27 protein-coding genes and 2 tRNA genes are annotated in these 26,864 nt (G+C 65.3%); 27 read left to right on the top strand and 2 right to left on the bottom strand.

The features are described from left to right. The first annotated feature begins 68 nt into the window (after positions 1 to 68). The 17 genes from AABF56_RS21880 to AABF56_RS21800 all read left to right on the top strand — a co-directional run bounded on the left by AABF56_RS21880 (position 69) and on the right by AABF56_RS21800 (position 19,717). Positions 69 to 506 (top strand): hypothetical protein, encoded by a 438-nt coding sequence (locus AABF56_RS21880; RefSeq protein ID WP_338341857.1) that lies wholly within the window; start codon positions 69 to 71, stop codon positions 504 to 506. Further along, the gene (terL, locus tag AABF56_RS21875; protein ID WP_338341856.1) at positions 506 to 2,170 is read left to right on the top strand and encodes a phage terminase large subunit; all 1,665 of its coding nucleotides are present in this window, start codon (positions 506 to 508) and stop codon (positions 2,168 to 2,170) included. Before AABF56_RS21880 ends, terL begins: the two co-directional genes overlap by 1 nt. Beyond that, entirely contained in the window at positions 2,170 to 4,383 is a 2,214-nt protein-coding gene (locus tag AABF56_RS21870) for a hypothetical protein (RefSeq protein ID WP_338341855.1), read from the top strand. The genes terL and AABF56_RS21870 overlap by 1 nt, the downstream gene beginning before the upstream one ends. A gap of 733 nt (positions 4,384 to 5,116) precedes the next feature. Next, positions 5,117 to 6,136, top strand: a complete 1,020-nt coding sequence (locus tag AABF56_RS21865) for a hypothetical protein (RefSeq protein ID WP_338341854.1) — start codon at positions 5,117 to 5,119, stop codon at positions 6,134 to 6,136. Positions 6,137 to 6,155: 19 nt separating this feature from the next. After that, entirely contained in the window at positions 6,156 to 7,244 is a 1,089-nt protein-coding gene (locus tag AABF56_RS21860) for a phage major capsid protein (protein ID WP_338341853.1), read from the top strand. Positions 7,245 to 7,309: 65 nt separating this feature from the next. Beyond that, complete coding sequence (locus AABF56_RS21855) at positions 7,310 to 7,786, top strand: hypothetical protein (protein WP_338341852.1); 477 nt, start codon at positions 7,310 to 7,312, stop codon at positions 7,784 to 7,786. Positions 7,787 to 7,834: 48 nt separating this feature from the next. Further along, a complete protein-coding gene (locus AABF56_RS21850) occupies positions 7,835 to 8,446 on the top strand; it encodes a hypothetical protein (RefSeq protein WP_338341851.1) in 612 nt (203 codons plus the stop codon). Positions 8,447 to 8,458: 12 nt separating this feature from the next. Beyond that, a complete protein-coding gene (locus tag AABF56_RS21845; protein ID WP_338341850.1) occupies positions 8,459 to 9,262 on the top strand; it encodes a phage adaptor protein in 804 nt (267 codons plus the stop codon). Between the two features lie 3 nt (positions 9,263 to 9,265). Then, a complete protein-coding gene (locus AABF56_RS21840) occupies positions 9,266 to 11,689 on the top strand; it encodes a hypothetical protein (RefSeq protein WP_338341849.1) in 2,424 nt (807 codons plus the stop codon). Positions 11,690 to 11,705: 16 nt separating this feature from the next. Further along, positions 11,706 to 12,167, top strand: coding sequence for a hypothetical protein (locus tag AABF56_RS21835; protein ID WP_338341848.1), 462 nt, complete (start codon positions 11,706 to 11,708; stop codon positions 12,165 to 12,167). Between the two features lie 34 nt (positions 12,168 to 12,201). Next, positions 12,202 to 12,591, top strand: a complete 390-nt coding sequence (locus tag AABF56_RS21830) for a GNAT family N-acetyltransferase (RefSeq protein ID WP_338341847.1) — start codon at positions 12,202 to 12,204, stop codon at positions 12,589 to 12,591. Beyond that, positions 12,591 to 13,520 (top strand): hypothetical protein, encoded by a 930-nt coding sequence (locus AABF56_RS21825; protein ID WP_338341846.1) that lies wholly within the window; start codon positions 12,591 to 12,593, stop codon positions 13,518 to 13,520. Before AABF56_RS21830 ends, AABF56_RS21825 begins: the two co-directional genes overlap by 1 nt. 1 nt (position 13,521) lies before the next feature. Further along, the gene (locus AABF56_RS21820) at positions 13,522 to 14,277 is read left to right on the top strand and encodes a hypothetical protein (protein WP_338341845.1); all 756 of its coding nucleotides are present in this window, start codon (positions 13,522 to 13,524) and stop codon (positions 14,275 to 14,277) included. Continuing rightward, a complete protein-coding gene (locus AABF56_RS21815) occupies positions 14,277 to 15,740 on the top strand; it encodes a hypothetical protein (protein ID WP_338341844.1) in 1,464 nt (487 codons plus the stop codon). Before AABF56_RS21820 ends, AABF56_RS21815 begins: the two co-directional genes overlap by 1 nt. Beyond that, positions 15,737 to 18,712 (top strand): hypothetical protein, encoded by a 2,976-nt coding sequence (locus AABF56_RS21810; RefSeq protein WP_338341843.1) that lies wholly within the window; start codon positions 15,737 to 15,739, stop codon positions 18,710 to 18,712. The genes AABF56_RS21815 and AABF56_RS21810 overlap by 4 nt, the downstream gene beginning before the upstream one ends. After that, on the top strand, positions 18,712 to 19,473 hold the full coding sequence (locus AABF56_RS21805) for a hypothetical protein (protein WP_338341842.1): 762 nt from the start codon (positions 18,712 to 18,714) through the stop codon (positions 19,471 to 19,473). Before AABF56_RS21810 ends, AABF56_RS21805 begins: the two co-directional genes overlap by 1 nt. 19 nt (positions 19,474 to 19,492) lie before the next feature. Beyond that, positions 19,493 to 19,717, top strand: coding sequence for a hypothetical protein (locus AABF56_RS21800; protein ID WP_338341841.1), 225 nt, complete (start codon positions 19,493 to 19,495; stop codon positions 19,715 to 19,717). Positions 19,718 to 19,845: 128 nt separating this feature from the next. Here the strand turns inward: AABF56_RS21800 and AABF56_RS21795 are convergent. Beyond that, positions 19,846 to 19,920, bottom strand: a tRNA-Thr gene (locus tag AABF56_RS21795). Between the two features lie 149 nt (positions 19,921 to 20,069). Between AABF56_RS21795 and AABF56_RS21790 the strand changes: the two genes are divergently transcribed. The 10 genes from AABF56_RS21790 (at position 20,070) to AABF56_RS21745 (ending at position 26,146) form a co-directional block, all read left to right on the top strand. Next, positions 20,070 to 20,270 (top strand): hypothetical protein, encoded by a 201-nt coding sequence (locus AABF56_RS21790; RefSeq protein WP_244767429.1) that lies wholly within the window; start codon positions 20,070 to 20,072, stop codon positions 20,268 to 20,270. Positions 20,271 to 20,438: 168 nt separating this feature from the next. Further along, complete coding sequence (gene murA / locus AABF56_RS21785; protein ID WP_272804342.1) at positions 20,439 to 21,731, top strand: UDP-N-acetylglucosamine 1-carboxyvinyltransferase; 1,293 nt, start codon at positions 20,439 to 20,441, stop codon at positions 21,729 to 21,731. 159 nt (positions 21,732 to 21,890) lie between these two features. Next, entirely contained in the window at positions 21,891 to 22,328 is a 438-nt protein-coding gene (locus tag AABF56_RS21780; protein ID WP_272804341.1) for a DUF2948 family protein, read from the top strand. A 45-nt stretch (positions 22,329 to 22,373) separates the two neighbouring features. After that, complete coding sequence (gene hisD / locus AABF56_RS21775; protein WP_272804340.1) at positions 22,374 to 23,672, top strand: histidinol dehydrogenase; 1,299 nt, start codon at positions 22,374 to 22,376, stop codon at positions 23,670 to 23,672. 3 nt (positions 23,673 to 23,675) lie between these two features. After that, positions 23,676 to 24,152 carry a UPF0262 family protein gene (locus AABF56_RS21770; protein ID WP_133036693.1) on the top strand — a complete coding sequence of 159 codons (477 nt, stop codon included), beginning with the start codon at positions 23,676 to 23,678 and terminating at the stop codon, positions 24,150 to 24,152. A 4-nt stretch (positions 24,153 to 24,156) separates the two neighbouring features. Beyond that, a complete protein-coding gene (locus AABF56_RS21765) occupies positions 24,157 to 24,618 on the top strand; it encodes an arsenate-mycothiol transferase ArsC (protein WP_037405840.1) in 462 nt (153 codons plus the stop codon). A 145-nt stretch (positions 24,619 to 24,763) separates the two neighbouring features. Next, positions 24,764 to 24,982, top strand: a complete 219-nt coding sequence (infA, locus tag AABF56_RS21760) for a translation initiation factor IF-1 (protein ID WP_004435948.1) — start codon at positions 24,764 to 24,766, stop codon at positions 24,980 to 24,982. An 81-nt stretch (positions 24,983 to 25,063) separates the two neighbouring features. Further along, the gene (locus AABF56_RS21755) at positions 25,064 to 25,684 is read left to right on the top strand and encodes a Maf-like protein (RefSeq protein WP_272804339.1); all 621 of its coding nucleotides are present in this window, start codon (positions 25,064 to 25,066) and stop codon (positions 25,682 to 25,684) included. A 1-nt stretch (position 25,685) separates the two neighbouring features. Next, positions 25,686 to 25,895 carry a DNA gyrase inhibitor YacG gene (gene yacG / locus AABF56_RS21750; protein WP_244767424.1) on the top strand — a complete coding sequence of 70 codons (210 nt, stop codon included), beginning with the start codon at positions 25,686 to 25,688 and terminating at the stop codon, positions 25,893 to 25,895. Between the two features lie 175 nt (positions 25,896 to 26,070). Beyond that, positions 26,071 to 26,146, top strand: a tRNA-Phe gene (locus AABF56_RS21745). Positions 26,147 to 26,212: 66 nt separating this feature from the next. On the opposite strand, the gene AABF56_RS21740 is transcribed toward AABF56_RS21745, so the two are convergent. Next, positions 26,213 to 26,776 (bottom strand): dual specificity protein phosphatase family protein, encoded by a 564-nt coding sequence (locus AABF56_RS21740; protein ID WP_272804338.1) that lies wholly within the window; start codon positions 26,774 to 26,776, stop codon positions 26,213 to 26,215. Positions 26,777 to 26,864 lie beyond the last annotated feature (88 nt).

Raw genomic sequence — 26,864 nt, 5'->3', positions numbered from 1 at the left:
AAGGAAGAGCCGATCGCCCGGTGGGTGCTGTCGACCGACCGCTACGGCAAAGCGCAGAAATGCTGGAAATGACGAACGACAACGCGGACAACGCTATGCCCATCGTCTTCGAGAAGGCCCGTCTGAACGTCTTCAATCTCGCCGGTTTCGCCATTGTGGCGATGATCAACGTGGCGGGCGGCGCGATCGTCTGGACGAACCTCAACCGGGACGTTGCCGAGATCCGCGACGCGCAGCAGGACCGGGCGACGGTCTCCGACAGGAATTTCGCCGACATCCGGGCGCAGATCCAGCCCATCCCGCAGCTGCGTTTCCAGCAGGATCAGCAGGCCGTCCAGATTGCCGAACTGAAGGCGCAGATGGCCGCGCTTCTGGAGCGTTTCGGGACCAAGCTCGACACGCTGAACGACAGCGTGAACAGCGTGCGCACTGAGGTCCGCGTCCTGGCGCAGGAGGTGCGCAGCAACGCCGAGAAAAAGGCGCACCCGACGGGTTTCACGCCCTGATGTCCGGCGCAGATCGCATCAATCCGAAAACCGGAAAGCGCGTCTCTTGGGAGCGCGAGCAGGCCGCGCTGAAGGCGGCTGAGACGGCCGACGTCGAGCTTCACAAGCAGATCGGGTTGCTGAAGCGCCAGCAGAAGGCCCTTCAGGCGCGCACCGCCTTCATGCCGTTCATCAAGATCACCTCGCCGGACCCGGCCGATCCGAATGACGTCGAGAAATCGAGCTACAAGGACGCGAAGCATCACCGCGCCGTGGCGAAGGTGCTCGAAGCGATCATCAACGAGGAGGTCGAATACACCTTCGTCATCCTGACGATGCCGCCGCGGCACGGAAAATCGGAGCAAGTTTCCCGCAAGCTGCCCGCCTGGCTGATCGGCCGTTTTCCGCATCAGCACGGCGTCGTGGCGACCTACAACGACGATTTCGCCGCCGATTTCGGCAAGGACGTGCGCACTATCGTCAAGACGCCGCAGTTCCGGCAGGTGTTCCCGAACGTCTCGCTCGTGCGCGGCGGCTCGGCCTCCGACAAGCTGATCACGACGGCCGGCGGCAAGTGGGCTTTCGTCGGCCGCGGCGGTTCGCTGACCGGCCAGGGTGCGCACGTCCTGATCCTCGACGACCTGATCAAGGACGCCAAGGAGGCGTCGAGCCAGGCAATCCGCGACCAGGCATGGGACTGGTTCACGAAGGTCGCCATGACCCGTCGCATGGGTCGCAAGATCGTCATCATGACGTTCACACGCTGGCATTCCGACGATCCGATCGGCCGTCTCACGGATCCGGAAAACCCGCACTACAACGCCAAGCTGGCGAAGAAGATCAAGATCATCAACATCCCGGCGATTGCCGAGGACGACGATCCGCTCGGCCGCAAGCCGGGCGAACCGCTGTGGCCGGACGGCCCGGATCGCTTCGATCTGGAATTTCTGGAGGAGCAGCAGAGCCTCGATCCGCTCGGCTTCGCCGCGCTCTACCAGCAGCGGCCGTCGCTGCTCGACGGCGATCTCTTCAAGCGCGAGAGCATCCGGTTCTACAAGCCGGACGAATTGCCGGAAGACCTGCGCATCTACGGCGCGAGCGACCACGCCGTCGCGACAGGCCAGCGCAACGACTTCACGGTCCTGCTGAAGATCGGCGTCGACAAGCAGTCGAACATCTACCTGCTGGAGTGCGACTGGCGGAAGATGAAATCGGACGTCGCCACGGAAGCCATGCTGGACATGTGCCGCGGCGACCAGCGCCCGCTCCTGTGGTGGGCGGAAAAGGGTCACATCTCGAAGTCGATCGGCCCTTTCCTGCACAAGCGCATGCTGGAGACCGGCATCTTCATGAACATCCGCGAAGTCACGCCGGTCGCCGACAAGGCGCAGCGCGCGCAGTCGATTGTCGCCCGCGTCGCCATGGGCAAGGTCTTCTTCCCGCAGGGCGCGTTCTGGACCGAGAAGGCCATCGCGCAGATGATGGCTTTTCCGAACGGCACGCATGACGACTTCGTCGATGCGCTGGCCTATATCGGCCTCGGCCTGCAAAGCCAGTTCGCAGCGAGCGACAAATCTGGTAGAAAGCGAAAAGAGACGCCCGAATTCGGGACATTGGCCTGGGTGAAACTGGCCGACAGATGGCAAAATGAGCAGCGCGCGATCCAGATGGCTGGGGGCTTTTGATGTTTGTGGGTGAAATGACGGACGACATTGCCGGACAGCCGGACGGCGCGGCCCTCCCCGACGAGAACGTCGACGAGAAGAACCCGACGCCCGCCGAGAGCGAACGCCGCCTTGTCGCCGCGATCATCCAGAGCATCAAGGAGGACAAGCGCCACCACGAGAAGGCGTTCCGCCGCATGAAGCGTGACATGCACGTCGCGATGTGGGGAGCCGAGAAGGAATGGGGCGAAGGGAACTACAAGGCGAATATCATCGGCCGCCACGTCAAGATGAAGACGGCCGCGCTCTACGCCAAGAACCCGAAAGCCGTCGCGCGCCGCCGCGAAACGCTCGACTACCAGATTTTCGACGAGAACCCGGCTTCGCTCGAACTGGCCTTTCAGACGATCCAGATGGGCCAGATGGCGATGCAGCAGGCGCAGGCCATGTCCTCCGTCATGCCGGCCGACCCGCTCACCGGCCAGCAGCCGCTGATGGAGCCGCAACTGCCGCCGGGCTTCATGGAGGCGCAGGCGCTGATCGCCGACTTCCAGCAGGGCTATGCGCGCCGCCAGCAGATCGCCAAGATGGGCAAGACGCTGGAGATCCTGTTCGCGCAGGCGATGCGCGAGCAGAAGCCGCTCGATTTCAAGCGCGGCATGAAGCAGGTCGTCCGGCGCGCCATCACCGCCTGCGTCGGCTATGTGGAAATCGGCTTCCAGCGCGAGACCGGGCCGCGTCCCGGCATGCAGGAGAAGTTGGCCGACGCCCGCGCCCGGCTCGATCATCTGCGCAACCTGGCCGAACAGGTCGGCGAAGGCGAGATCGGGCAAGACGACGCTGAGATGGCCGAGCTTGAAGCATCGATTGCGCAGTTGCAGTCGGAGCCGGAAATCGTGCTGCGCGAAGGCCTGATCTTCGATTTTCCGCAGGCCACCAAGGTCATTCCGGATCGGCTTTGCAAGTATCTCGACGGTTTCGTCGGCGCGGGGCATATCACGCTCGAATACGACTATTCGGTCAGTGAGGTACGTGAGATTTTCGGCGTCGACCTGACGGACAGCGCCACGAAATACGCTGCTGCAAACGGCTCCGGATCGGTCTATGAAGCCAGCAATGTCATGGACGACGAATACGAGTGGGGGCCGTCGGAACGCAAGAAGACAGATATGGTGCGCGTCTGGAAGCGCTACGACAAGCCGTCCGGCCTCGTCTATTACCTCGCCGACGGCCACCAGGGTTTTTTGCGACCGCCTGCCGCACCTGATATCTTCGTTGAAGATTTCTGGCCCGTCTACGCGCTCACCTTCAACGCCGTCGAAAGCGAGGAGGAGCTTTTCCCGCCGTCGGACGTCACGCTGTTGCTGGACATGCAGCGCGAATACAATCGGTCGCGGCAGGGCCTGCGGGAGCATCGCAACGCGGCACGGCCGCGGTGGGTCTACGCGAACGGCGCGTTCGCCGACGAAGACGATCCGATGATGCTTGCGAACCTGCGTCCGCTTCAAATGCTAGGGCTGAACATCGACCCGCAGACGGACATCAAAACGGTGCTCCAGACGATGCCCGTGCCCGGCGTCGACCCGAACCTCTACGAGACCGGGCAGACCTTCACCGACATGCAGCTGGTCGGCGGCAGCCAGGAAGCGAACTACGGCGGTGTCGCCAAGGCGACGGCCACCGAGAGCGCGATCGCGGCCAACGCGACGAACGCTTCCGACGCCTCCTCGATCGACGATCTGGACAGCTTCCTGACGGTCATCGCCCGCGCATCCGGTCAGGTGCTCCAGCGCGAGATGTCGCCGGAAAAGGTCGTTGAGGTCGTCGGCCCCGGCGCGGTGTGGCCGGAGATGACGCTCGCCGAGATCGCGGGCGAAATCTTTCTTGAGGTAGAGGCCGGCTCGACGGGCAAGCCTAATCAGGCTGTCGAGGTGGCGAATATGCAAAAGTTACTGCCTCTTTTGATCCAGATACCTGGCGTAGAGCCGACGTGGCTGGCAAAGGAGGTCATCCGGCGTATGGACGACCGGATCGATATCACGGAAGCGATCGCTGCCGGGATACCTTCGATTGCTGCGATGAACCAACAGCGGCAGACTACTAGCGCGATGCCACAAGACGACCCGAACAATCAGGGTGCGCAGGGCGCAAATAATGCGCCAAAACCGGATCGCGAAGGAGGGTCTGGTCCTGCGTTTGGGTCTAATCAGACGGAGCCCGCGTTAGTGTCATGACGAAAGGTGTCGGCTGTATATACGGCATATATTCGCGTTTGGCGGGACGCATAGTTTACGTTGGGCAAACACGCCAATCGCCAAATGCGAGATGGGCGCAGCATAAACAGCGGCACACGCCGCTTGCGCGGCAACTTCGCGCGACCGGCATCGAGTTTTTCAGCTTTCATGTACTGGAGGAAGCTCCGGTTGGCGAGCTAAACGCGCGTGAGTGCCATTGGATTGACAAGCTTGATACTATGCACCCGCAAGGTTTGAACCATAAACCGGGAGGGCGAGCGAAAGGTACTTCAGCGAGAGTCAAACAAAAACTATCGGCCACGAGTAAAGCAGCGTGGGGCGATCCCGCTCACAGGGAAAAGCAGAGGGTTAGCCGAAAGGAAAAATGGGCCGATCCCGAGCATAAAGCTAAGATGGCTGCGATCAGGAAAGCTACGTGGGCCGCACCGGGGTTCCGCGAAAAGATGAGAGTGGCGCGGCAGGATAGCTATCAAGATCCCGTAAGAAGAGCGTCACAAGCAGCGGCCATGCGAAACAAATGGGCGGATCCGCAATATAAGGCGGATGTCGGCAGTAAGATAGCAGCGGCCATAGGGGCGAGCGAAAAATTCAAACAAGGCCAGTCCCGACGCGCAAAACGGCGACATAGCAGCAATCAAGCGTAGGTTTTGCCGACCTACACTTGCGACAATGATCCGCATGCAGTAAACCTAACCGACCGAAAGGAACGAATATGCCCTCTTTGGACGATCAAATCGACGACACGAACTCGTCCATCGTGTCCGATATCGACGATGCAGTTGCCGGGGGCGATTTTCCCGCTGGCGATACTGCGGCCGCGGCCTCGTCACCCGCTGAAGGCGAACAGGACGCCGATCTGCTTTCCGTTGTCCGCGACGTGGTCAAGGAAAGCCGGGGGCAGACTGACCCGGCCTCGCCAGCCGAAGGTGAACAAGGATCGGAAGCAGCCGCATCCGCCGATGACGACGAGTTTGCCGACGTGCCGTTCAACCGGCACCCGCGCTTCAAACAGGTCGTCAAGGAACGCCGCGAGTTCAAGGAGAAGCTGACCGCCATGGAGCGGGAAGTCGAACCGCTCCGGCAGGATGCAGAGCGCTACCAGAACGTTGTCGGGTTTCTCGACGATGCGGGACTGAGCTCGGAAGAAGCCGCGGACATGCTCACGATTGGCGGTCTCATGAAGACCGACCCCGTCGAAGCGTGGAAGCGGATGAAACCGACCATCCAGAACCTGCTCATCGCGGCCGGCGAGGTTCTGCCCGACGATCTCCAGCAGCGCGTTTCCACCGGGGAGCTCTCCAAGGAAGCTGCGATCGAGATCGCACGGGCCAAGGCGTCCGTAGCTTCCGTGCAGCGCCAGCAGTCGTTCCGCGAGCAGCGCGAGCAGCGCACGTCTCAGCAGAACAGCGTGCGGTCGATGCAGCAGGCCGCCAGCGATTGGGAGACCGATCGCGTGCGCAAGGATCCGAACTTCGCCGCCAAGTTGCCCGACATCCAGCGGGAGGTCGTTTACCTCCAGCGGACGGAAGGCGTGCCGACCACAGCCGAAGGCGTGAAGGATCAGCTGGCAAAGGCATACAAGACGGTCAACGACCGCTTCAAGCCCGCGCAGCCGGCCCCGCAGCCTAAGCAGGCGGTACGCCCCGTGATGGGCGGGCAGGTCGCAGGAAACCAGCAGCCGGCGGAAATGTCGACGCTCGATATCATTCGGGCAAACCGCCGCGCTTCGTGAGCAACAAGGATAGCCTCAGATGGCTTTTACCGCAGACGAAATCGCCAACATCAACAACACGACGCTGAAGCAGTACCTGAACAAGGGCACGCTCTTCAAGCAGAACGTCCAGAACAAGCCGATGCTGGATGCCTTCAACCGCACCGCGGGCAGCTTTGCCGGCGGCAACGGGTTTCAGGTGTCCATCGGCGTGAAGTCCGGCCAGGGCGGCGGCTCGCTTCAGGGTTACTCGGGTGACGACAAGGTCTCCTACTACAACCCGGCAACGGCCAAGCGCGTCGAGTACACGGGCAAGGAGCACCATATCGGCACGGTGATGACCTTCTCCGAGCTCAAGCAGAACGGCATCGAAGTCACCGAGGACGGCACCGACCAGAACACGAACCTCGTCGACGGCCGCGAGGAGATCGCGCTGGCGAATGTGCTGGACGAGAAGAACGACGACCTCGGCGAAGACTACGCCAAGTCGCTCGATCTCCTGCTGCATCAGGACGGCTCCTCGGACGCCAAGGCGCTCGCCGGCATCCAGTCCATCCTGCTCGCGAACCCGCTCTCGGGCCTCACGGGCGGCCTGAACCGCGCGATCTATCCCTGGTGGCGCAACCGCGCTGCAACGGCCGCCTACGCGGGCGTCGGCGGCCAGGGCGCGATCACGGTCAACCCGGCCAACGGCGGCGCGCTCGCCGCGTTCCTCGACACCGAGATCCGCCAGCTGAAGCGCTATTCGCGCGGTGGCGTCTCGTGGAAGTGGTTCGCCGGCTCGGCCTTCATCGACGGCTACAAGATGGAGCTGCGCGCCAACGGCTACTCCGCGGGCGATTGGGCCTTCAACGACAACGTTCCGGACGGCTCCATGAAGGATCCGAAGCACGCCGGCAACCCGATCATCTACGATCCGACGATGGATGATCTCGGTCTGTCCAAGCGTTGCTACGTCATCGCCATGGGCAAGAACGGTATCCAGCTTCTGTACTTCAACGGCAAGCGGATGCAGCGCCACGCCCCGGCACGGCCGTATGACCGCTACACCATGTACAACGGCATCACCACGACCGCCGTCATGGTCGCCCGCGCGCTCAACACGTCCGCCGTGTATGATATCGCGTAAGACGAGACCCGACACGGGGCGCTGACCGCGCCCCGCCTTTTCTCACTGAACACGGAGCTACGCTCATGGGCGCTCTCGCAAATACCTCGGCGGTTCTCGCCTCCGCAGTCACGGACAGCAACACGGTCACTGTCGCCTATCCCGCCGGCAAGACGCAGGGCGATCTGATCGGCAGCACGGGCGGTCGCGTCGTCATCAACAACAACGATGCCTATCCGCAGGCCGGGTCCGGCGCAGCCGTGGCCTTCACCTTCGGATCGTCGAACATCACGATCACCAACAACACGGGCGTGACGTGGGCGGCGGGTTCGACCCTGCTCGCCAGCTTCGGCGACAACACGGAGGACGGCTCGTACAACCCGGATATCCGCGTCGACGCCATCGTCCCGCTGACGGCCGCCACCGGCACGACGGGCGACACGGTCGCCGACGTCGGCGGCGCGTTCGCGCAGGCCACCCTGAACAACAACTTCAAGGTGCTCGCAGACAAGCAGAACGAGGTCATCGCCGCGCTGAAGGCGGCCGGCATCCTCGTCAAGTAAACCGGGCGGGGCTTCGGCCCCGTCGATCTCCACCGGAAGGAACTCGACATGCAGACCGCAAATGTAATGCTCGCGATCGGCGGTGACGCCAAGAACACGGTCCCGAAGTACGGCGTGACGGCCGCCGAGGTCGCCGTGCTTCGCTACATCCACGGCGAGGATGCCGTCTTCGACATCGAGGTGAAGGGCAGCGTCGAGCGCACCCATCGCCAGGAAATCGGCCGGCTGACCGAAGTCTACGGCCGCCAGGAAGGCGAGCGCCGCGTCTCGCCCGCCGTCGCCGATCTCTATCCGGGCGCGGCCGCCCGCGTCTTCGAGACGTTCGACGAGCTTGAACTGCCGGATGAGCTCTACGCAGCCGCCGGCCGCAAGGTCGCCGCGCCGGCCAAGACGAAGAAGGAAACGGCCGCCCCGGTCGCCGATGACGACGGTCTCGACGCCATGAAGGTCAAGGAGCTTCAGGCACTCGCCGGGGCCGAAGGCGTCGATCTGACCGGCGTCACCAAGAAGGACGACATCGTCGAGGCCATCCGCCTGCACCGCGCGCAGCCGGCGCAGCCGGCGCAGCCGGAGGACGAAGGTGCTGACGATGGCGACGCAGAGGATGGCGTCGGCGAAATGAACGACGAGTTCTCCGGCGAGAACAACCTCTTCAAGTAAAGGCATGGCGGCATGGCCCGGAACACGACGCTCGTAAAGCTGCTCGACCTGTACCGGGCCGAATGCCGCCTGTCCTTCAATCCGGCGCACAACGCGCAGGACCGGGACCGCCAGATCATCCATCTCCAGCGCACGCAGGAGTGGCTGTGGGAGGACTACGACTGGCCGTTGCTGCGCGTCGACCGCACGATCTTTCTGGCAGCCGGCCAGCGCTACTACGATCCGCCGGGAGACATGGCGATTGACCGCATCAGCCATATCGAGGTTTACCGCGACCAGGCATATTGCCCGCTGCGCCCCGGCATCGACGCCCGCCACTTCACGACGTTCAACAGCAACCTTGACGAACGGCAGTGGCCGCCGCAGCGCTGGCGGATCACCGAGGATGAACGGATCGAGATCTGGCCGATCCCCGACACCGACGGCGATCCCGACACGCTCGAAGGTACGCTGAAGATCACCGGCATCAAGAACCTTCAGCAGATGGTCGCCGACACCGACCGCGCGACGCTTGACGACAGGCTGATCGTGCTCTACGCCGCGGCGGAATTTCTTGCCAGCAAGGGCGACAAGAGCGCCAGCCACAAGCTTGAACTGGCAAAGGCGCGCTACGGCAAGCTGCGCGGCGCGCAGCAGCCGCGCCGCGTTTTCAACATGTTCGGCTGCGGCCAGCAGAGCGGCGTCAAGCGCGTTCCGTTCGGCGTTTATAACGAGCGGAACGTCACGATCGTCCAGCCGCCGCTGCCGCCGAGCCCCGGCGACGAGTTCATCCTCACCTTCGACGATGGCGACGAAGTCATCGGCACCGGATCGTGATCCATGGGAACGATATGGGTCCGAGAGTTCACGGGCGGGCTTGACACCCGGCGCATGGAGGAGACGACCTCCGGCGGCGCGCTCGTCGTCGCCAAGAACGGCCATATCTCGCGCGGCGGCGAGTTCGAAAAGCGTGCCGCCTTCGTTCCCGAGTACACGCTCCCGGCCGGTACGGTCGGCCTTGCCGCGGCGGTCGACAAGCTCGTCGTGTTCGGCAGCGGGCCGACGCCAGGCGGTCTCCCTGCCGACGTCCGCTATCAGCGCTTGCAGCATCCGAACGGTGTCACGCCGCTAGTCCGCATCCGCTCCTACGACCTCTTTTCGTCGACCCTCTACGTTGTCGGCGAATTCGAGGACGGCTCGATCTTCCATTTCTTCTACGGCATCCGTGTCGACGACTGGTACGACGGCCGCGCCCGCGCTTCGTTCGACGTCACGGGCGGAACGGTCGTCGGCGCGGTCGCCGCGACCGGCTCCTTCACGATCACGGGCGGAACGAGCGATCCTGCGAACACGATCGACGACATCACCGTCGGCGGCATCTCCATTATCGGCGCGCCGATCGAACACACAGGCGACGACGCCGGCACGGCAACGGCCGTCGCCGCGGCGATCAACCTCTTCACGTCCATCCCCGACTACACGGCGGTCGCCGTCGGCGCGACGGTGAATATCACGGCGGCAACGCTCGGCTCGGCGGCGAACGGCCGCGTCGTGTCGGTCCTGCCGACGGGCGACGTCACGGTCGGATCGATCGTGAACATGGCCGGCGGCGCGAACGGCACGACCTCGCAGATGACCAACATCAGGGTCAACGGCGTCCCGATCATGGGCGCGCCGGTTCTGTGGGCGACCTCCAACGAGAACACCGCCGCTCTCCTCGCCGCGGCGATCAACGCCTACGTTTCGACGCCCGACTACACGGCAACGGCCGTCGGCGCGACCGTCAACATCGCCGCCGTCGATGTCGGCACCGCCGCCAATGGCTTTCCGGTCGATTTCACCCTGGCGAACGGCTTCACGGTGTCGCCGTCGTCCGGGCTGGTACTGGCCGAAGGCGCGTCGGGTAAGGCCGTGGCGGCGACCGGCTCCTTGAGCGTTCTCAGCGGCAATCCCGGCTCCGGTAACCAGATCAACATGGTGACGGTCGGCGGTGTGAACATCATGGCCGGACCCGTGCCGTTCACCGGCAACGTCGTCACCACGGCGTGGGCGATTGCGCAGGCCATCAACACGCATGCGTCCACGCCGGACTATACCGCTACCGTGACCGGCGCGACGGTGAACATCACCGCGGCCGTGCCCGGCGTTGCGGCGAACGGGCGTGTCATCGCCGCATCGACCTCGGGCTCGGTCGGCATCGGCTTGATCGAGAACATGTCCGGCGGCGCGGACGGCGCGTTCCAGCCGGGCGCATTCGTCAAGACCGCCGGCAAGAAAATCTACTCGACGTCCGGTTCCGTGCTCCATTTTTCCGGCATCAACGCGCCGACGAAGTGGTCGACCGACAATGTCGGCGCAGGCTTCATCGACATGGCGTCCGAGACGTCCGGCTCCGAAAAGCTGACGGCAATCGCGAAGTATCAGGACAAGTTGGCCGTCTTCGCCGAACGCACGGTTCTGGTCGAGTATGTGGATCCCGATCCGGCGCTGAACCGCCTCGCACAGACGCTCAACAACACGGGCACCTTGTCGCCCAAGAGCGTGACGCAATTCGGCGACAACGACATCTTCTATCTCGACGAAAGCGGCCTGCGATCGCTGAAGGCGCGCGACAGTTCGAACGCGGCCGCCACAACGGATATCGGCGTGCCCGTCGACACGCTCGTGACGAAGAAGCTCACCGAACTGTCACTCGCGGAGCGGGAGGCCGTCATCGGGGCGATCGAGCCGCGCGATGGCCGGTTCTGGCTCGCGATGAAGGATATCATTTTCGTTTTCAGCTTCTTCAATGGGGCGAAGGTCAGCGCGTGGTCCACTTATGAGCCGAGCTACTATTCCGGATCGACCAAGATCAATTTCAACGTCGAAGAACTGGTCGTTTTCAACCGGCGCGTCTTCATTCGTTCCGGCAACCGGATTTTCTCCTACGGGGGCCAGGCTGCCGCACTGGCTTATGATGCGACTGTCGCCGAAGCCTGGCTACCCTATCTGGACGCGAACACCCCGACACAGGACAAGACCTTCACGGGCGTCGACGCTGCACTTGAAGGCGAATGGGAGACGTCGGTGGCGCTGGAGCCCACGAACCGCGCCGCCGAAGACACGGTCAGCCGCGAAACAGAGACGACATTCAACAGTCTAGGCCGGCCCGGTCTCGGTCGCTCCACGCATATCAGCATGCGCTTCCGGACAACCGGAAGCACCTATGCGCGCCTCAGTTCCGTCGTCATCCACTACGAGGGCGAGGACATTGAGGATAAGTGACCCGACCCGCGAAGCGGTGCATTTCGTCGCGCTGAAGATGCGCGAGCGGGACTTTGCCGAATTCAGCGCGGTTTCCTACGCCAGCACGCGCGAGGAACTGGCCGATGTTATGGCCGAGCGCTACGGCAGCTTCGAGGGCTGCATCGTCGGCCATGCCGGCGAGAACCCGGCGTGCGTGGGTGCCACGGTCATGGCACGGCCCAACGTCGTGTCGCTGCTTTTCTTCGCGACGGACCAGTTCCCCGAGATCGCGCTGCCGGCGACGCGCTTCATCAAGCGTGAACTGTTCTCCCGGCTCAAAAAGACCGGCGTCCACAGGATAGAGGCCGTCTCCATGGTCGACCACAACGACGCGCATGCCTGGCTTCAGACGCTCGGGCTGGAGCGCGAAACGGAGCCGATGCGCGGCTACGGAAAGAACGGCGAGGCTTTCGTTCAATTTGCATGGGTGAGCGATGATAGTCCGATTGGCCCTTGAGGAAGACATTGACGAGGTCGTCGAGATGGCGCGCATGAACATCGAAGAGACGCGCCCGGAGAACGGTTTCGACGAGGTCGTATGTCGGGAGACCTACTATGGATATCTTGACCGGGCATCGCCGACGATCTTCGTCGCGGAGAAGGATCGGGCGCTCGTCGGCTTCCTGCTGGCGGAGATGAACAGCTATCGCGCATCCGCTGGACTTTTCACGACGCAGGAGGTACTTTTCGTGAAGCCCGCTCACCGCGGAACTCGGGCGGCCGCCATGCTGATGAAGCATCTTATTGCCTGGAGCCGGGGGCTCGGCGCGAAAGAGATCATCGGCGGAAACGACAACTCCTTCAATTCCGACAGGACAGCACGTTTTCTCGAACATTTCGGCTTCGAGCGTGTCGGAAATGCAATGAGGCGGGGTCTGTAATGGGCGGTGGCGGCAAGGGCGGTGGCGGTGAAGCCAAAAAGGCCCGCGAAGACGAGCAGAAGCGCCAGGAAGAGATCCGCAAGGGCACCGCCCGCATCAACGAGATTTTCGGCGGGCGCTCCTACGGCACGGGTGCCCTTTCGAGCGACATGGCGTTCGATCCGAACGGTACTTACTTCCTCGCCGACGGCACGAAGTGGAAGCCGCAAGCCGTCACCGAAGACACCTACGAACTGGGCAAGCTCAAGGATCTGGTGCCGGGCCGTGACGCGCCGCTGATCGACGACAAGCGCTCCTCGCTCTTCACGCCGAACGCCGACCGTTACGAAAAGGGCAAGCTGATCCCCGGCCAGAAAAAGACGGCCGAGGAACAGTATGCCGAGATGGTCGCCTCCGGAAAGCTGTTCTCCGGAACGAAGAAAAAGGGCGGCTTCACGGACGACTATTTCAAGGGCATCCGCCAGAAATATATCGACTACGCGAACCCGCAGCTTGAAGATCAGTATGGTGACGCGCAGAAGGAACTGACCTTCGCACTGGCGCGCGGCGGGCTGCTCGACAGTTCGGTTCGCGGCGAAAAGGCCGGCGAACTCCAACAGCTTTACGACCTCAACAAGCAGCAGGTCGCCGACCAGGCGCTGGCTTACGAAGGCGAGGCGCGCAATGCCGTCGAGGACGCCCGGTCGAACCTCATCGCCACGCTGAACGCCACGGGCGACGCGCAGGGGGCCGCCAATTCGGCCATCGCTCGCGCCTCGGCGCTGTCCAAGCCGGCGGCCTATAGCCCGCTCGCGCAGCTTTTCACGGACTTCACCGCCGGTCTTGGCACGCAGGCCGCACTGGAGCGCGCGAACTATTACGGCGGCGGGGAGAAGCCGCGATACACGACCGGGCTCTTCACGCCCAAGAACTCGACAGTGGTGAAGTGACATGTGCGACCCGATGACCATTGCAGGCGTAGCGCTCACCGCCGGTTCGACCGTCGCGAACTACGCCGCGCAGCAGAAAATCCAGCGCGCCCGCGACGACGCGATGGCAGCCGAGCGCATTCGGCAGCAGGGTCTCGACAAGGAGGCCGCCGCGCTGAACACGCAGTCGCAGGACCGCTATCAGGACTTCGAGGGCCAGCAGGACCAGAAGGCCGGGCAGCTGGCGGAATACTTCACAGGCCAGGACGTCGCCGAGCCGAGCGCCGAGGCAGCCTTGCCCACGACCTCGTCGAACATCACGGTCGCCGAGGAAGCGAAGCAGCGGGCCGGCGCGAAGGCGTTCACGGATCGCAGCGGTCAGGCGCTCGGCCAGCTGCGCTCCTTCGGCGATCTGATGGGCGGCCTCGGGCGGCTTCAGGCGCGCGATGCATCGCAGATCGGCCAGATCGGCGGCTTCAAGCGGGGATCGTCGGGCGTGCTCTCCTACGAACTGGACGAGGCCAGCCGGGCGGGTGACGGGCTGAAGATGTTCGGCGACATTCTCGGCGGCGTCGGCGGGATCGCCACCAGTTCCGGGCTTTCTGGCGGCGGGCTGTTCGGAGCCGGCGGAGGCGACCCGTGGAACGGGTTGCGTGCGTCCGCGCCGAGGGTGTCGACGTTGACGCCGGGCGGCAGCATGGCCGCCGGCCGCGCCCTCGATCGCGCCAGCGTTCCCGGCTATTCCGGAACCCTGTTCAACCTCTACGGGAGCCGATAATGGCCGGCATCCAGGCGAACCGCTACTACAACAACCCGCAGATCGGGCAGGCGTTCAGCAATCTGGCGCAGCTTTTCGGGCCGCCGAGCGCTTCCGACATGGTCGGCTACGCCACAGCGAAGGCCAAGAAAGAGGAGGCCGCGCGCCTCGCCGATCTGTTCAGCTATACCAACAGAGCAGATTTCGATCAGGCCGTTTTCGACCGGATGGGGCAGGCAACGGGCCAGTGGAACCCGTCGAACGGTTACTATGGCGTCGATACGGCCGCCGCCACGGCGCGCCGCGGGCAGGATATCGACGCGCGCACCGCGCTCGAACGGCAGCGCCTGGTGAACGAAGGCGAGCTTCAGAAGCTCTACGCCACGCCGATTACCGCCGCCGAGAACGCCACGGTCTACGTGCCGGGTGCAACGGCCGACGCTGCGGGCCTGCCGCGCGTGTTGCCGGGTCAGGTCTCCGCCGGTCAGGGCGAAACGATCTATCGCCCGGACGGCTCCGTGCTGAAGGGCGAAGCGAAGCCGCTGTCCGAAACGGAACTGAAGGCCACCATCCTTTCCGGCCTCCCGGCGAATGAGCAGCGTGCAGCCGCGTTGTCCGGCGTCGACGTCGAGAATGTCGTCGGCGCGGACGGCGTGCCGGAAATCGTCTTCCGTTCCGACGCAGCCGGACGGCAGCCGTTCTTCAACAAGGGCGCGGAGGCAAAGCCGTCGAACGCTGTCGCATTGATGCCCGACGGCAAGACGCGCGTGCCCGCCCTTCAGGACCAGAGCGGCGCGTGGGTCCATGCGCAGACCGGGCAGAAGTTGCCGGACGGCATCCAGATCTTCGATCTGCCGAAAGCGACGGGTTCGGCGGCTGATATCGGCCTCGGCCCGACCACCGCAAACCAGACATCGGCCAACAACCAGGAGGCGGAAGTCTCCCGCACGCTGAACCTGCTCGACGTCTATGAAAGCGCGCTCGATGCCAATCCCGGCGCGCTCGGCCTCGCCGGCCTGATCCGCGGCACGGCGCAGAACGCTGTCGCCACGGCGACCGATCTGACGCGCGCCTTCGGCGGCACCGCGCCGCAGGTTCAGGAATTCGCCGACGAGCTTCGCGACGGCTTGCAGGGCGTCGCGCCCGATCTGTTTGATCCGTCCATTCCTGAAATCGCGTTCCTTCAGGGCACGTTGGCCTATTCGCTGGCGCGCACGGAGAACCCGTCCGGCGAGGTCAGCCGGCAGGCTTACGAGCGTGCGCTGGAGCGCGTGAAGGGCGGCGGCATGCTGGCGAACACGCAGTCGGCAAAGGCCGCCGTTGCGGCGCTGCGAAAGGTCGTCAACTCGCAGCTGGAGGGCATTCGCACGCTGCGCGCGCCGGGCACCGGTCGCACCGACACGACCTTCCAAGGCGACGGCGTTTCCACGCCGACGACCGGAACGCGCATGAAGTTCGATGTCAACGGGAACCCCGTGCAATGATGGAAGCCGAGCTCTTCGACGGCACTGTTCTCGAATTTCCCGACGGGACCGACCCGGCGGTGATCCAGCGCGTCGTCAAGGAACAGACGCTGAAGCTGCGCGGCGGCACGCAACCAGAAGACCAGCGCGACCAGTCGGGCGTTCCGGGTGGCGTGGCGGTCGCGACACCGACGGCTGTCCAGCCTGTCGAAGATGACGGCTGGCTGTCGGCCATCATGTCCGGCCTTGACTACGCCGACGACACCGCGGCGATTGGCCTGACCGGTGCGCGCCAGGGCGCGTCCACGGTGCTTGGCCTGCCGGTCGACGCCGTGAACAACCTGCCGCGCATCGCGAACCTGATCCCCGGCGTCGACGGCGTCGGGCCGATCAGCGAAAAGCCGTTCCTCGGCTCGGAGTATATCGACGCCATCATGGGCGCGCCGACCGACCTGGCCGCTTCCGGCTACAACGCGGCGGCAGAGGCCGTCGGATCGGACAGCCGCGTCGCCGGCTCCGAAGGTCCGACCCCGCAGGATGCTTTCCAGCGCGGCGCGCACCGCATCGGACGCGAGGTCGGTGCGGCGGCCGTTCCCGTCGGCGGGGCGATGTTCGCCGCCGGCCGCATGGGCGTTGATGGCGCGCGGGCCATGGGCGGCCCGATCGGCAATTTCATCGAAAGCGCCGCCGTGAACCCGGCGGCATTTGCCGGCAAGGAAGCGACGATCGCGATCGGAGCCGGCACAGGCGCGGCCGCGGCAAACGAACTGGTCGATCCGTCGACCTCCGGCGGGCAATTGGCCGACCTCTTCGGCGCGCTGGCCGGCGCTGGCATCACGGGCGCGGCCGGCATGCTGGCGCGCGGCGGCCGGGACGTCCTGTCCGCGTTCTCGGGCAATCCGCACTATGCATCGCGCGTCGTCGGCGACAACGTGGCCGACACCCTGATCCGGAACTCCGACGTCATGAACCGACAGGTCGACCCGTCGAACCTGACCGCGCCGCTCGACACGCAGGCGCTCATCGATGCGATCCGGCAGCCCTCGCAGGCCGAGAAGCTGGTTCCCGGCTTCCGCGCCTCGACGGCCGACCACGCCGCCGACGCCGGCCTCGCTTCGCTCGAAGCGGCGCGCGCCCGAGCGAACCCCGGCCCGTACCGCCAGCGCGCCGACCAGAACGCCATCGCGGTCGAAGAGACGATTGCCGGCATGCGCCCGGACGAAACGCCGGCCGCGCTGCGCGACGCGCTGGCGATCGAGCGCGACCGCCGGATGAACGAAGCCATCATGGGCCGGCAGGACGCGGAATTGGCCGCCGCCGATGCCGTGCGCCGCGTCACGCCGGAGAGCACCGCCGCGCAGCGCGGCAATGTCGTCCGCACCGAACTGGAGACGGCACGCGACGCCGCCCGCCAGCGCACCGAGGACGCCTATCGCGAAGCGAACGTCGCGGGCTTGCAGGTCGACCCGGCTCCGCTCGCGCAGTCGCTGGACGAGGCCGTCGCGGGGCTGACGGAAGTCGAACGCGGCCTTATTCCGGAAGCGATGATCTCCCGCGTCCAGCGTCTCGGCCGCCCGGTCGAAGACGGTCCGCAGGCGACGGGCATCCTTGACGCATCCGGAAACCCGATCATGCGCGATCCGGCCGGCCCGGAGAACATCGCGCTCAAAGAGGCGACCGATCTGAAATCGGAGCTTCAGCGCCTCCAGCGCGCCGCCCTGGCCGATCCGCGCGCCGAGAAGGGCGGGCGCAACGCCGCTCGCGTGCTTGGCGACATGATCAAGACGGTCGACGACTATATCGGATCGAACCTGACGCCGGAACAGCAGGCCGCGCTCGACACGGCGCGCGGCGCGAAGTTCGACGAGGCGGAAGCCTTCACGCGCCAGGGCGATCCCGTCGCCACCGCGCTTGCCCGAAACGAGGGCGGCATGCCGAAGGTCCGCGACGACCGTGTCGCCGGCCTCTTCGTGGATCCGCAGAGCATGAACCGTCTCTTCGCGCAGGCCGACACGCCGGCAACGCGCCGCGCGATCCGCGACGAGGTGCTGTCGAAGGGCGACACGTCGAGCGCCGAGCGCCTGACCCGCTTCTCGCAGGACTACGCCGAGCAGCTTTCGCGCTTCCCCGGCCTCGCCGACGAGATCGCCGCGGCGGCCCGCGCCCGCACGGCAGAGGCCGGCGCACGGGAGAATGTCACGCGCATGGAACGCGATCTCGGCACGGACACGCAGCCGGGCCGCGGAACGGTCGGCCGCTACCTCCAGTTCAGCGACGCGAATGCCGAGCGCGCGATCAACGAGGTCATGGCCGCCAAGGATCCGGGCAAGGCCGCCGACGAGCTTCTGACCTTCGTCGGCGACGATGCGACGGCCGTGCAGGGCGCGCGGGCGGCGTTCTGGAAGAAGCTGGAGACAGACAGCCGCAGCAGGAACGAGAACGCCACGACGGAGAGCGGGATCGCGCCGTGGGTGCCGCGCAAGATGCTTGCCTTCCTCGACGACCCGGCGAAGCGCGCCGTCGCGGAACGGCTCTACAAGGACGATCCGCAGCACCTGGCCGATATCCGGACGCTCGCCAACGCGCTGCGCAGCGTCAACACGGGCGCGAAGGTCGGCAACGCGACGAACCCGTCCGGCACGGCCCTCATGATGAAGGGCCAGCCGCCGGTCACGCTCGCCGAAGTCGGTTCGAAGGGCTACCAGGCACAGACCGGCCGCGCCTCGTGGGCCTATATCGGCACCTATCTCGCCGGCAAGCTCGCTCGCGGCTACGTCGGCCGGCAGCGGGCCAAGGCGTTCGAACTGCTGCTGGACAAGGCGCTGACGGACAAGGACGTTGCGGCCTCCCTGCTCATGGAGAACAACCCGGCGAACCGGGCGGCGCTGGCGCGCAAGGCCAAGGGCTGGCTTGGCAACGAGGCGGCTACCTTCGTCGATCTCATGAGCGAGGATGACGACGAGACGAACCGCGCGATCATGGAGGACCGCTGATGGCGAACGAATGGCTCCGCTACGCCAATCAAGGTGCGACGCGCAACCAGCCCCTGAACGCCGATCTCGTCGCCGCTCTGAGCCGGTTCGCGCCGCAGATGGGCCTGACCGTGGAAGTCTTCTCCGGCGGCCAGCCGGGCAAGGGCAGCGGCCTGGCGCGCGTCGGCTCGGTGCGCCACGATCACGGCGGCGCAGCGGACGTATTTTTCCACAAGGACGGCCGTCGACTGGATTGGGCCAACGCCGCGGACCTTCCGATCTTTCAGGATATCGTCCGTCAGGGGCGCTCGGCCGGCCTGACTGGCTTCGGAGCCGGCCTCGGCTACATGCAGCCGGGCTCCATGCATATCGGCTTCGGCAGCCCCGGCGTATGGGGCGCAGGCGGCAAGGGCGGCAACGCGCCCGGATGGTTGCAGGAAGCCTTCAATGGCGCGGTGGCCGGCGGCGCGCAGCCCACAATCGCGAACATGCAGAAGGGCGCGTTCGATCCTGTCGGCGAGGTCATGGCGGCCGCTACGAAGCCCGCCTCCGGCACCTCGCTCGCGTCGTTCTACGGTGCGCCTGGCGCGACGACCAGCATGGCGAACCCCGATCCACTGGCGGCCGCCGGCACGCAGCAGCCGGCATTCGGCTCGCTCGCCCTCCTCTTCGCGCAGCAACAGGCTGCGCAACAGCAGCGCCGCGCCGACGAGCGCGCCGCGGAAGAAGCGCGCCGGGCCGCGCTGTTCGCCCCGGACAGTCTCGCAAACCTCTTCGGATAACCACAAAGGAGAATGGAGCATGCCAGTCTATCGCAAAGGACAGCCCTCGCGGCACCTCGGGAACTTCACCGTCGCGGCCCTGCCAACGACGGCGACGCTGAAGACGCTGGAGGTCGGGGATACGGCCTTCGCCACGAATGCGCTCAAGGCGAGCGAGACGGGCGGTAACGGGACGGGCAACCTCGTCTTCTACGACGGCACGAACTGGATCCGCTCGGATACCGGCGCGACGGCCGCTGCCTGATCGAGACCGGGGCGCATAGCCCCGGTTTTTCTTAGAGTGCCCAAAAAAGTGCCCAAATGCGTGTCTGTTGGCTAGTTGGCCGGGTGTCGGCTAAACCGTGAAACGCCCGAGAAACCAAGGAAAAGTGATGGTGCTGCTAGAGAGATTTGAACTCTCGGCCTCTCCCTTACCAAGGGAGTGCTCTACCCCTGAGCTATAGCAGCATCCGGCGAAACGAAGGTCTGTTCCGCGTGAGCGAGGGCCTATTGCCATAGGTCATCCGGCAGTGCAAGCGGCGATTTTGCGATTGTTGCAACAATTCTGGTGATGGCAGTGCTTTTTTGCCGGGATGGATTTCGATAAAAGGACGGGCATGAGCGGCAAGGACGAGACGAAGAGCGGGAAGATCAGGACCGAAGCGGAGATTCGTGCGGAGCGGCTGGCCAAGACGCTGCGCGACAATCTCCAGCGGCGAAAACAGCAGGCGCGCGCCCGCCGGGCCGGCGCGGCGGATGAAACGACCGGACTTCCGGGGGGACGTCCTGCCGCAAAAAAAGACGAATCGGACGGTTAGTCGGGCATGTCTTCACCCGAAGACGACGGGGGTGGTTTTCCAACCGGCGCGCGCAAAAGAGCGGGCGGCCGGCACGGTCTTCATTTTTCGATCGCGATGCTCTAAAGAGGCCGCCATCTCCGAAAGCCGAAATTCTTTGAGAAAGGCGGGCCCGGCCCGTAATCGCACATGGATCGTATCCGAATTGTAGGCGGCAACGAACTTAAGGGCACCATCCCGATTTCCGGCGCCAAGAATGCCGCGCTGCCGCTGATGATTGCCTCGCTCCTCACCGACGACACGCTGACGCTGGAAAACGTGCCGCACCTCGCCGACGTCGAGCAGCTCATCCGCATCCTCGGCAACCACGGCGCCGACATTTCCGTCAACGGCCGCCGCGAGCGCCAGGGCGAGGGCTATTCTCGCACGATCCATTTCACCTCGCGCAACATCGTCGACACGACAGCGCCCTACGAGCTCGTCTCGAAGATGCGCGCCTCCTTCTGGGTTATCGGCCCGCTGCTCGCCCGCGAAGGCAAGGCCCGCGTCTCGCTGCCGGGCGGCTGCGCCATCGGCACGCGCCCGGTCGACCTCTTCATCGAGGCGCTGGCCGCGCTCGGCGCGAAGATCGAGATCGACGGCGGCTATATCGAGGCGACGGCGCCTCAAGGCGGCCTCATCGGTGCACGCTACACCTTCCCGAAGGTCTCCGTCGGCGCGACGCATGTCCTGATGATGGCCGCGACGCTCGCCAAGGGCACGACGGTCATCGGCAACGCCGCCCGCGAGCCGGAGGTGCAGGACCTCGCCAAGTGCCTCAACGCCATGGGTGCGAAGATCTCTGGTGCCGGCACCGCGACGATCACCGTCGAGGGCGTCACCCAGCTTTCCGGCGCGCGCCACCGCGTGTTGCCCGATCGCATCGAGACCGGCACCTATGCCATGGCCGTCGCCATGACGGGCGGCGACGTGACGCTCGAAGGCACCGATGCCGCATTGCTCGACACCGCGCTCGAAGCGATCCGCCGGTCCGGCGCCGAGATCACCGCGACGGAAAGCGGCATCCGCATCGTGCGCAATGGCGGCGGCATCAAGCCGGTCGACGTCGTCACCGACCCCTTCCCGGGCTTCCCGACCGACCTGCAGGCGCAGTTCATGGGTCTGATGACCAAGTCGAGCGGCATTTCGCACATCACCGAGACGATCTTCGAGAACCGCTTCATGCATGTGCAGGAGCTGGCCCGCCTCGGCGCGAAGATCTCGCTCTCCGGCCAGACGGCCAAGATCGAAGGCGTCGAGCGGCTGCGCGGCGCCCCGGTCATGGCGACGGACCTGCGCGCCTCGGTCTCGCTCGTCATCGCCGGCCTTGCCGCCGAAGGCGAGACCATGGTCTCGCGCGTCTACCACCTCGACCGCGGCTTCGAGCGGCTCGAGGAGAAGCTGACCCGCTGCGGCGCCGTCGTCGAACGCGTCAGCGACTGATCTTCCCTGCGCGGCGGGCGTTGCAGTCTGCCGCGCGCCGTCCTATCTCGTGGAAAAGACCGGATGCCGCAAACCGCGGTGTCCCCAAGTATTTTCCCGCAATGCCGCTTGCGAGGGCGCTTCCCGCTCCCTTGCCGGCTTGCCCCCGAAGGACGCACCATGGACAGCCTGAAACTGCTCGCCCTCGACACGGAAGACCTCTCCGTCGTTTCCGCCCACCTGCAGGACGCCGTCTTCAAGACCGACGGCCTTTCCTATGACCCCCGCCACGGTGTCTTTTCCGTCGTCGTCAACCGCTTCGTCTGGGAAAAGGCGGTCGGCCGCGGCAAGGCCTTCGAGCGCCGCCGCGCCGTCGTCGCCTTCAAGCGCGTCAATGCCGTCCGCTCGCTCGGCATCGACCGCAAGGACCAGGACGCCGTCTTCTCCCTGCTCGCCGTGAATTTCTCCCGGAAGGGCGAAGGCCCGGACGGCACGCTGGAACTCGTGCTCTCCGGCAGCGCCTCCATCGCGCTCGATGTGGAATGCGTCGAAGTTCAGCTTGCAGATACCGGCGGGGCATGGGAAACCAGCTTGAAGCCCCGCCATCCGGCGGTTTGAAGGATTTTGCCGGCGCTTTGGCCGGAAGACGACAGGACGGACGACTTGGCGATCAGACTTGACTACCAGAGCAGTGATTTCGAAAGCCGGTTCGCTGCCTTCCTGACCACCAAGCGCGAGGTCTCCGAAGACGTCAATGCCGTCGTACGCGCGATCATCGACGATGTGCGCGCCCGCGGCGACGCGGCGCTGGCCGACTATTCGAGGAAATTCGACGGCCTCGATTTTGCCATCACCTCCATGCGCGTCTCGCTGGAGGAGATCGAGGCGGCCTATGACGCGGTCGATCCGAAGATCATCGCCGCACTAGAACTGGCCGCCCAGCGCATCGAAAAGCACCATGCCCGCCAGCGGCCGAAAGATGACATCTACGAGGACGACATCGGCGTCGGCCTCGGCTCGCGCTGGACGGCGATCGACGCCGTCGGCCTCTACGTGCCGGGCGGCACCGCGAGCTATCCGAGCTCCGTGCTGATGAACGCCGTGCCGGCCAAGGTCGCCGGCGTGCCGCGCCTCGTCATGGTCGTGCCGGCGAAGGACGGCGAGATCAACCCGGCCGTGCTGGCCGCCGCGCGCATCGCCGGCGTCGACGAGATCTACCGCATCGGCGGCGCGCAGGCCGTCGCGGCCCTCGCCTACGGTACGCAGACGATCGCGCCCGTGGCCAAGATCACCGGCCCCGGCAATGCCTTCGTCGCCGCCGCCAAGCGCCAAGTCTTCGGCACGGTCGGCATCGACATGATCGCCGGTCCCTCCGAAGTGCTCGTCATCGCCGACGCCGACAACGACCCGGACTGGCTCGCCGCCGACCTTCTCGCCCAGGCCGAGCACGATGTCGGCGCCCAGTCTATCCTCGTCACCGACAGCTTGGTGCTCGCCGATGCCGTCGAGGCCGCCGTCGAACGGCAGCTGAAGACGCTGGAGCGCGCGGAGACCGCCGCCGCCAGCTGGCGCGATTTCGGCGCCATCATCCTCGTGCCCGACCTTGCGAAGGCCGTGCCGCTCGCCAACCGCATCGCCGCCGAGCACCTGGAGATCGCCACCGCCGATCCCGACGCGCTGATGCCGAAGATCCGCAATGCCGGCGCCATCTTCGTCGGCCGCCACACGCCCGAGGTCATCGGCGACTATGTCGGCGGCTCGAACCATGTGCTGCCGACCGCGCGCTCCGCCCGCTTCTCCTCCGGCCTTTCGGTGCTCGACTACATGAAGCGCACCTCGATCCTCCGGCTCGGCGCCGGCCAGCTCCGCGCCCTCGGCCCCGCGGCCATCACGCTTGCCGAGGCCGAAGGGCTCGGCGCGCATGCCCGTTCCGTCGCCATCCGGCTCAACCTGGAGACATAGGGCATGGGCAAGAAGGGCAGCTTCCGCCTCTGCGACGTGGTGCTGGACGACACGATCGGCCGCGCCACGCCGGATGTGGAGCACGAGCGTGCCGTTGCCATCTTCGACCTCATCGAGGAGAACTCGTTCGAGCCGATCGGCCATGCCGGCGGCCCCTACCGCCTCAACCTCTCGCTGCTCGATAGCAAGCTCGTCTTCGCCATCCGCACCGAGGCGGGCGAGGAAGTGGCCACCCATATCCTCTCGCTGACGCCCTTCCGGCGTATCGTGAAGGACTATTTCATGATCTGCGAGAGCTACTACCAGGCGATCCGCTCGGCAACGCCCAGCCAGATCGAGGCGATCGACATGGGCCGGCGCGGCATCCACAACGAGGGCTCGCAGACGCTGATGGACCGGCTCTCGGGGAAGATCCGCTTCGACTTCGACACGGCCCGCCGGCTTTTCACGCTCGTCTGCGTTCTCTACTGGCGCGGGTGAGCGGATGGAGGGCGTCTTCCCGGCACCACAGGAAGCCCGGTCGCGAACGCCCCGTTCGATTCTCTTCATGTGCCGCATGAATGCGGTGCGCTCGCCGATGGCCGAGACGATCGCCCGCAGCGTGCTGCCCGGCACCTATGTCGCCTCCGCCGGCGTGCGCCCCGGCGAGCGCGACCCCTTCGTCGATGCCGTGCTCGGCGAAGTGGGCCTGTCGCTCGGCCGCCATGCGCCCCATTCGCTCGACGAGCTGGAGGACGATTACTTCGACCTCATCGTGACGCTCGCTCCGGAAGCGCATCATGCCGCGCTTGAGCTCACCCGTTCGATGGCCGTAGACGTCATGTACTGGCCGACGCCCGATCCGACGGTGGCGACCGGCACGCGCGAGCAGATTCTCAGCTCCTACCGCGAGGTTCGCGAATTCCTGAAGATGCTGATAGAGAAGCGTTTGAAGGCCCCCGGCTAGGCGCATGGCAGCCCTGTTTCCGGCAAATGCAGAAAGCCGGCGCTTCGGTGTTCACAAAGCACCGGGGATTGTGTAGTTTCCGGCAACTTTTTCGAGGCGGGCATCCGGCCTCCCCGAATCCACCCTACAGGAATATCGCTCAAAGATGGCAAAAGAAGAAGTCCTCGAATTTCCCGGCGTCGTGACGGAACTGCTCCCGAACGCAACCTTCCGCGTCAAGCTCGAAAACGAGCACGAGATCATCGCGCACACCGCAGGCCGCATGCGCAAGAACCGCATCCGCGTTCTCGCCGGCGACAAGGTGCTGGTCGAGATGACGCCCTACGACCTCACCAAGGGTCGCATCACCTACCGTTTCAAGTAAGCTCCTCCCAGCGGGACCTGCGGCCGCGCCCTTGTCCGGCCCGCGGCCCGAGAGCTGAAACCGGCGCACCCCGGAGACCTCATGGCGCAGACCGACACGCTCATCCTGGCATCCGGCTCGCCGCGCCGCGTCGAACTGCTCGCGCAGGCGGGCATTACGCCCGCGCGCCTGATGCCCATGGATATCGACGAGACGCCGAAGCGTTCCGAGCATCCCCGCTCGCTGGCGCGCCGGCTCTCCACGGGAAAGGCACAGGCGGCGCTCGCCGCCATCAAGGGGGACCCGGCCTTTGCCGGAAGCTATATCCTGGCCGCCGACACGGTCGTCTCGGTCGGCCGGCGCATCCTGCCGAAGACGGAGATGATCGACGAGGCCTCCAGCGCCCTGCACCTGCTCTCCGGCCGCAGCCACCGCGTCTTCACCGGCGTCTGCCTCATCACGCCGGACCGCACGGCGCGCCAGAAGGTCATCGACACGAAGGTCCGCTTCAAGCGGCTCTCGACCACCGACATCGAAGCCTATCTCTCCTCCGGCCAGTGGCGCGGCAAGGCGGGCGGCTATGCCATCCAGGGCATTGCCGGCAGCTTCGTCGTCAAGCTGGTCGGCTCCTACACCAATGTGGTCGGCCTGCCGCTCTATGAAACCCTCGCCCTGCTTTCCGGCGAAGGCTTCGACGTGCATGCCGGCTGGACGGATGCCTGACATGACGAACGAAAGCGAAAAGCCGGCGGCCACCGTCGCCCCGCTGCGCAAGGCCGTGCCCTGCCCGATCTGCAAGCGCCCTTCGGCGCGCGAGCACTATCCCTTCTGCTCGAACCGCTGCCGCGACGTCGATCTCAACCGCTGGCTCTCCGGCTCCTATGCCATCCCCGTCGCCGACGACGAGGCGAAAGCCGACGAGGACGATATGTGACGCCCCCTGTCACGTGGCGAAAACACAATCTTTTCCGCCACTTGCAAAGTCAGCCAATTTTCCCGCAAAAAACGCCCGGGAGGGCTGGACACATTTTCGCAAGATGCTATAACCCCGCTCGCTTCCGGGGCGAAACCAAGCGCCCCACGGATTTCCAGGCGAAATCCAACCGGATGCCCGGATAGCTCAGTTGGTAGAGCAGCGGATTGAAAATCCGCGTGTCGGTGGTTCAAATCCGCCTCCGGGCACCATTAATCTCCTGAAATGATTAGGGTATCGAGAAGAGTACGCGGTTTACGTGTGCTTAGACACACGCTCTATCCGGCTGAGCGCGCCGCTTCTTCCAGCTCCTCCCAGCTTTCATCCATGGCGTAGGTCGGGGAGAGGAAGGGGATGCCGATGTGGCCGTAGCGGATGGAGAGCTGGCGTTCGGCGGTTTCCTCGTCGACGCGGGCGATGCGGGCGAGGTAGATGACGGAGGCGAGGCCCGTGCGGTCGGCGCCGGACCGGCAGTGGATGAGGATCGGGCGGGGCGCGTCCCTGAGGAGGGCGGCGAGCTCGTCCGCCGCCTTGGGGTCGAGCCGCTGGTCGGCCTGCATGGGGAAATCGATGAGGGTGAGGCCGAGGCTCCTGGCCGCGGCGACCTCGTTCCTGTACCAGGCCGCCTGCTCGTTCCGCCCCCTCAGATTGACGATTGTGCGGATCCGGTAGCGTGCGGCATAGGCTGCGATCTCGCTCGGCGTGGGCTGGTTCGAGCGATAGACCTCGCCGGGTACCACGGCGGCGAAGTTGCCGGTCAGCTGGATCGCCACAAGATAGATGCCGAGCGCCATGCCCGCCGCGCCACAGGCGAGCGCAACCCATTTCAAGAACCGCTTCATGCTTGCCTTCCCTGCCAGTCGTGGCGGCAGGATCGGGCGTGCGCCTGACAGGAGCCTGAACGCCAGCGGCAAGGACAACATCCCGCGC

Origin of the sequence: Shinella sp. WSC3-e, from assembly GCF_945994535.1 — a bacterium.
GTDB classification, from domain to species: Bacteria; Pseudomonadota; Alphaproteobacteria; order Rhizobiales; family Rhizobiaceae; genus Shinella; species Shinella yambaruensis.
The sequence above is the reverse complement of the archived record's forward strand: the minus strand, read 5'-3'. Positions and strand labels throughout refer to the sequence as shown.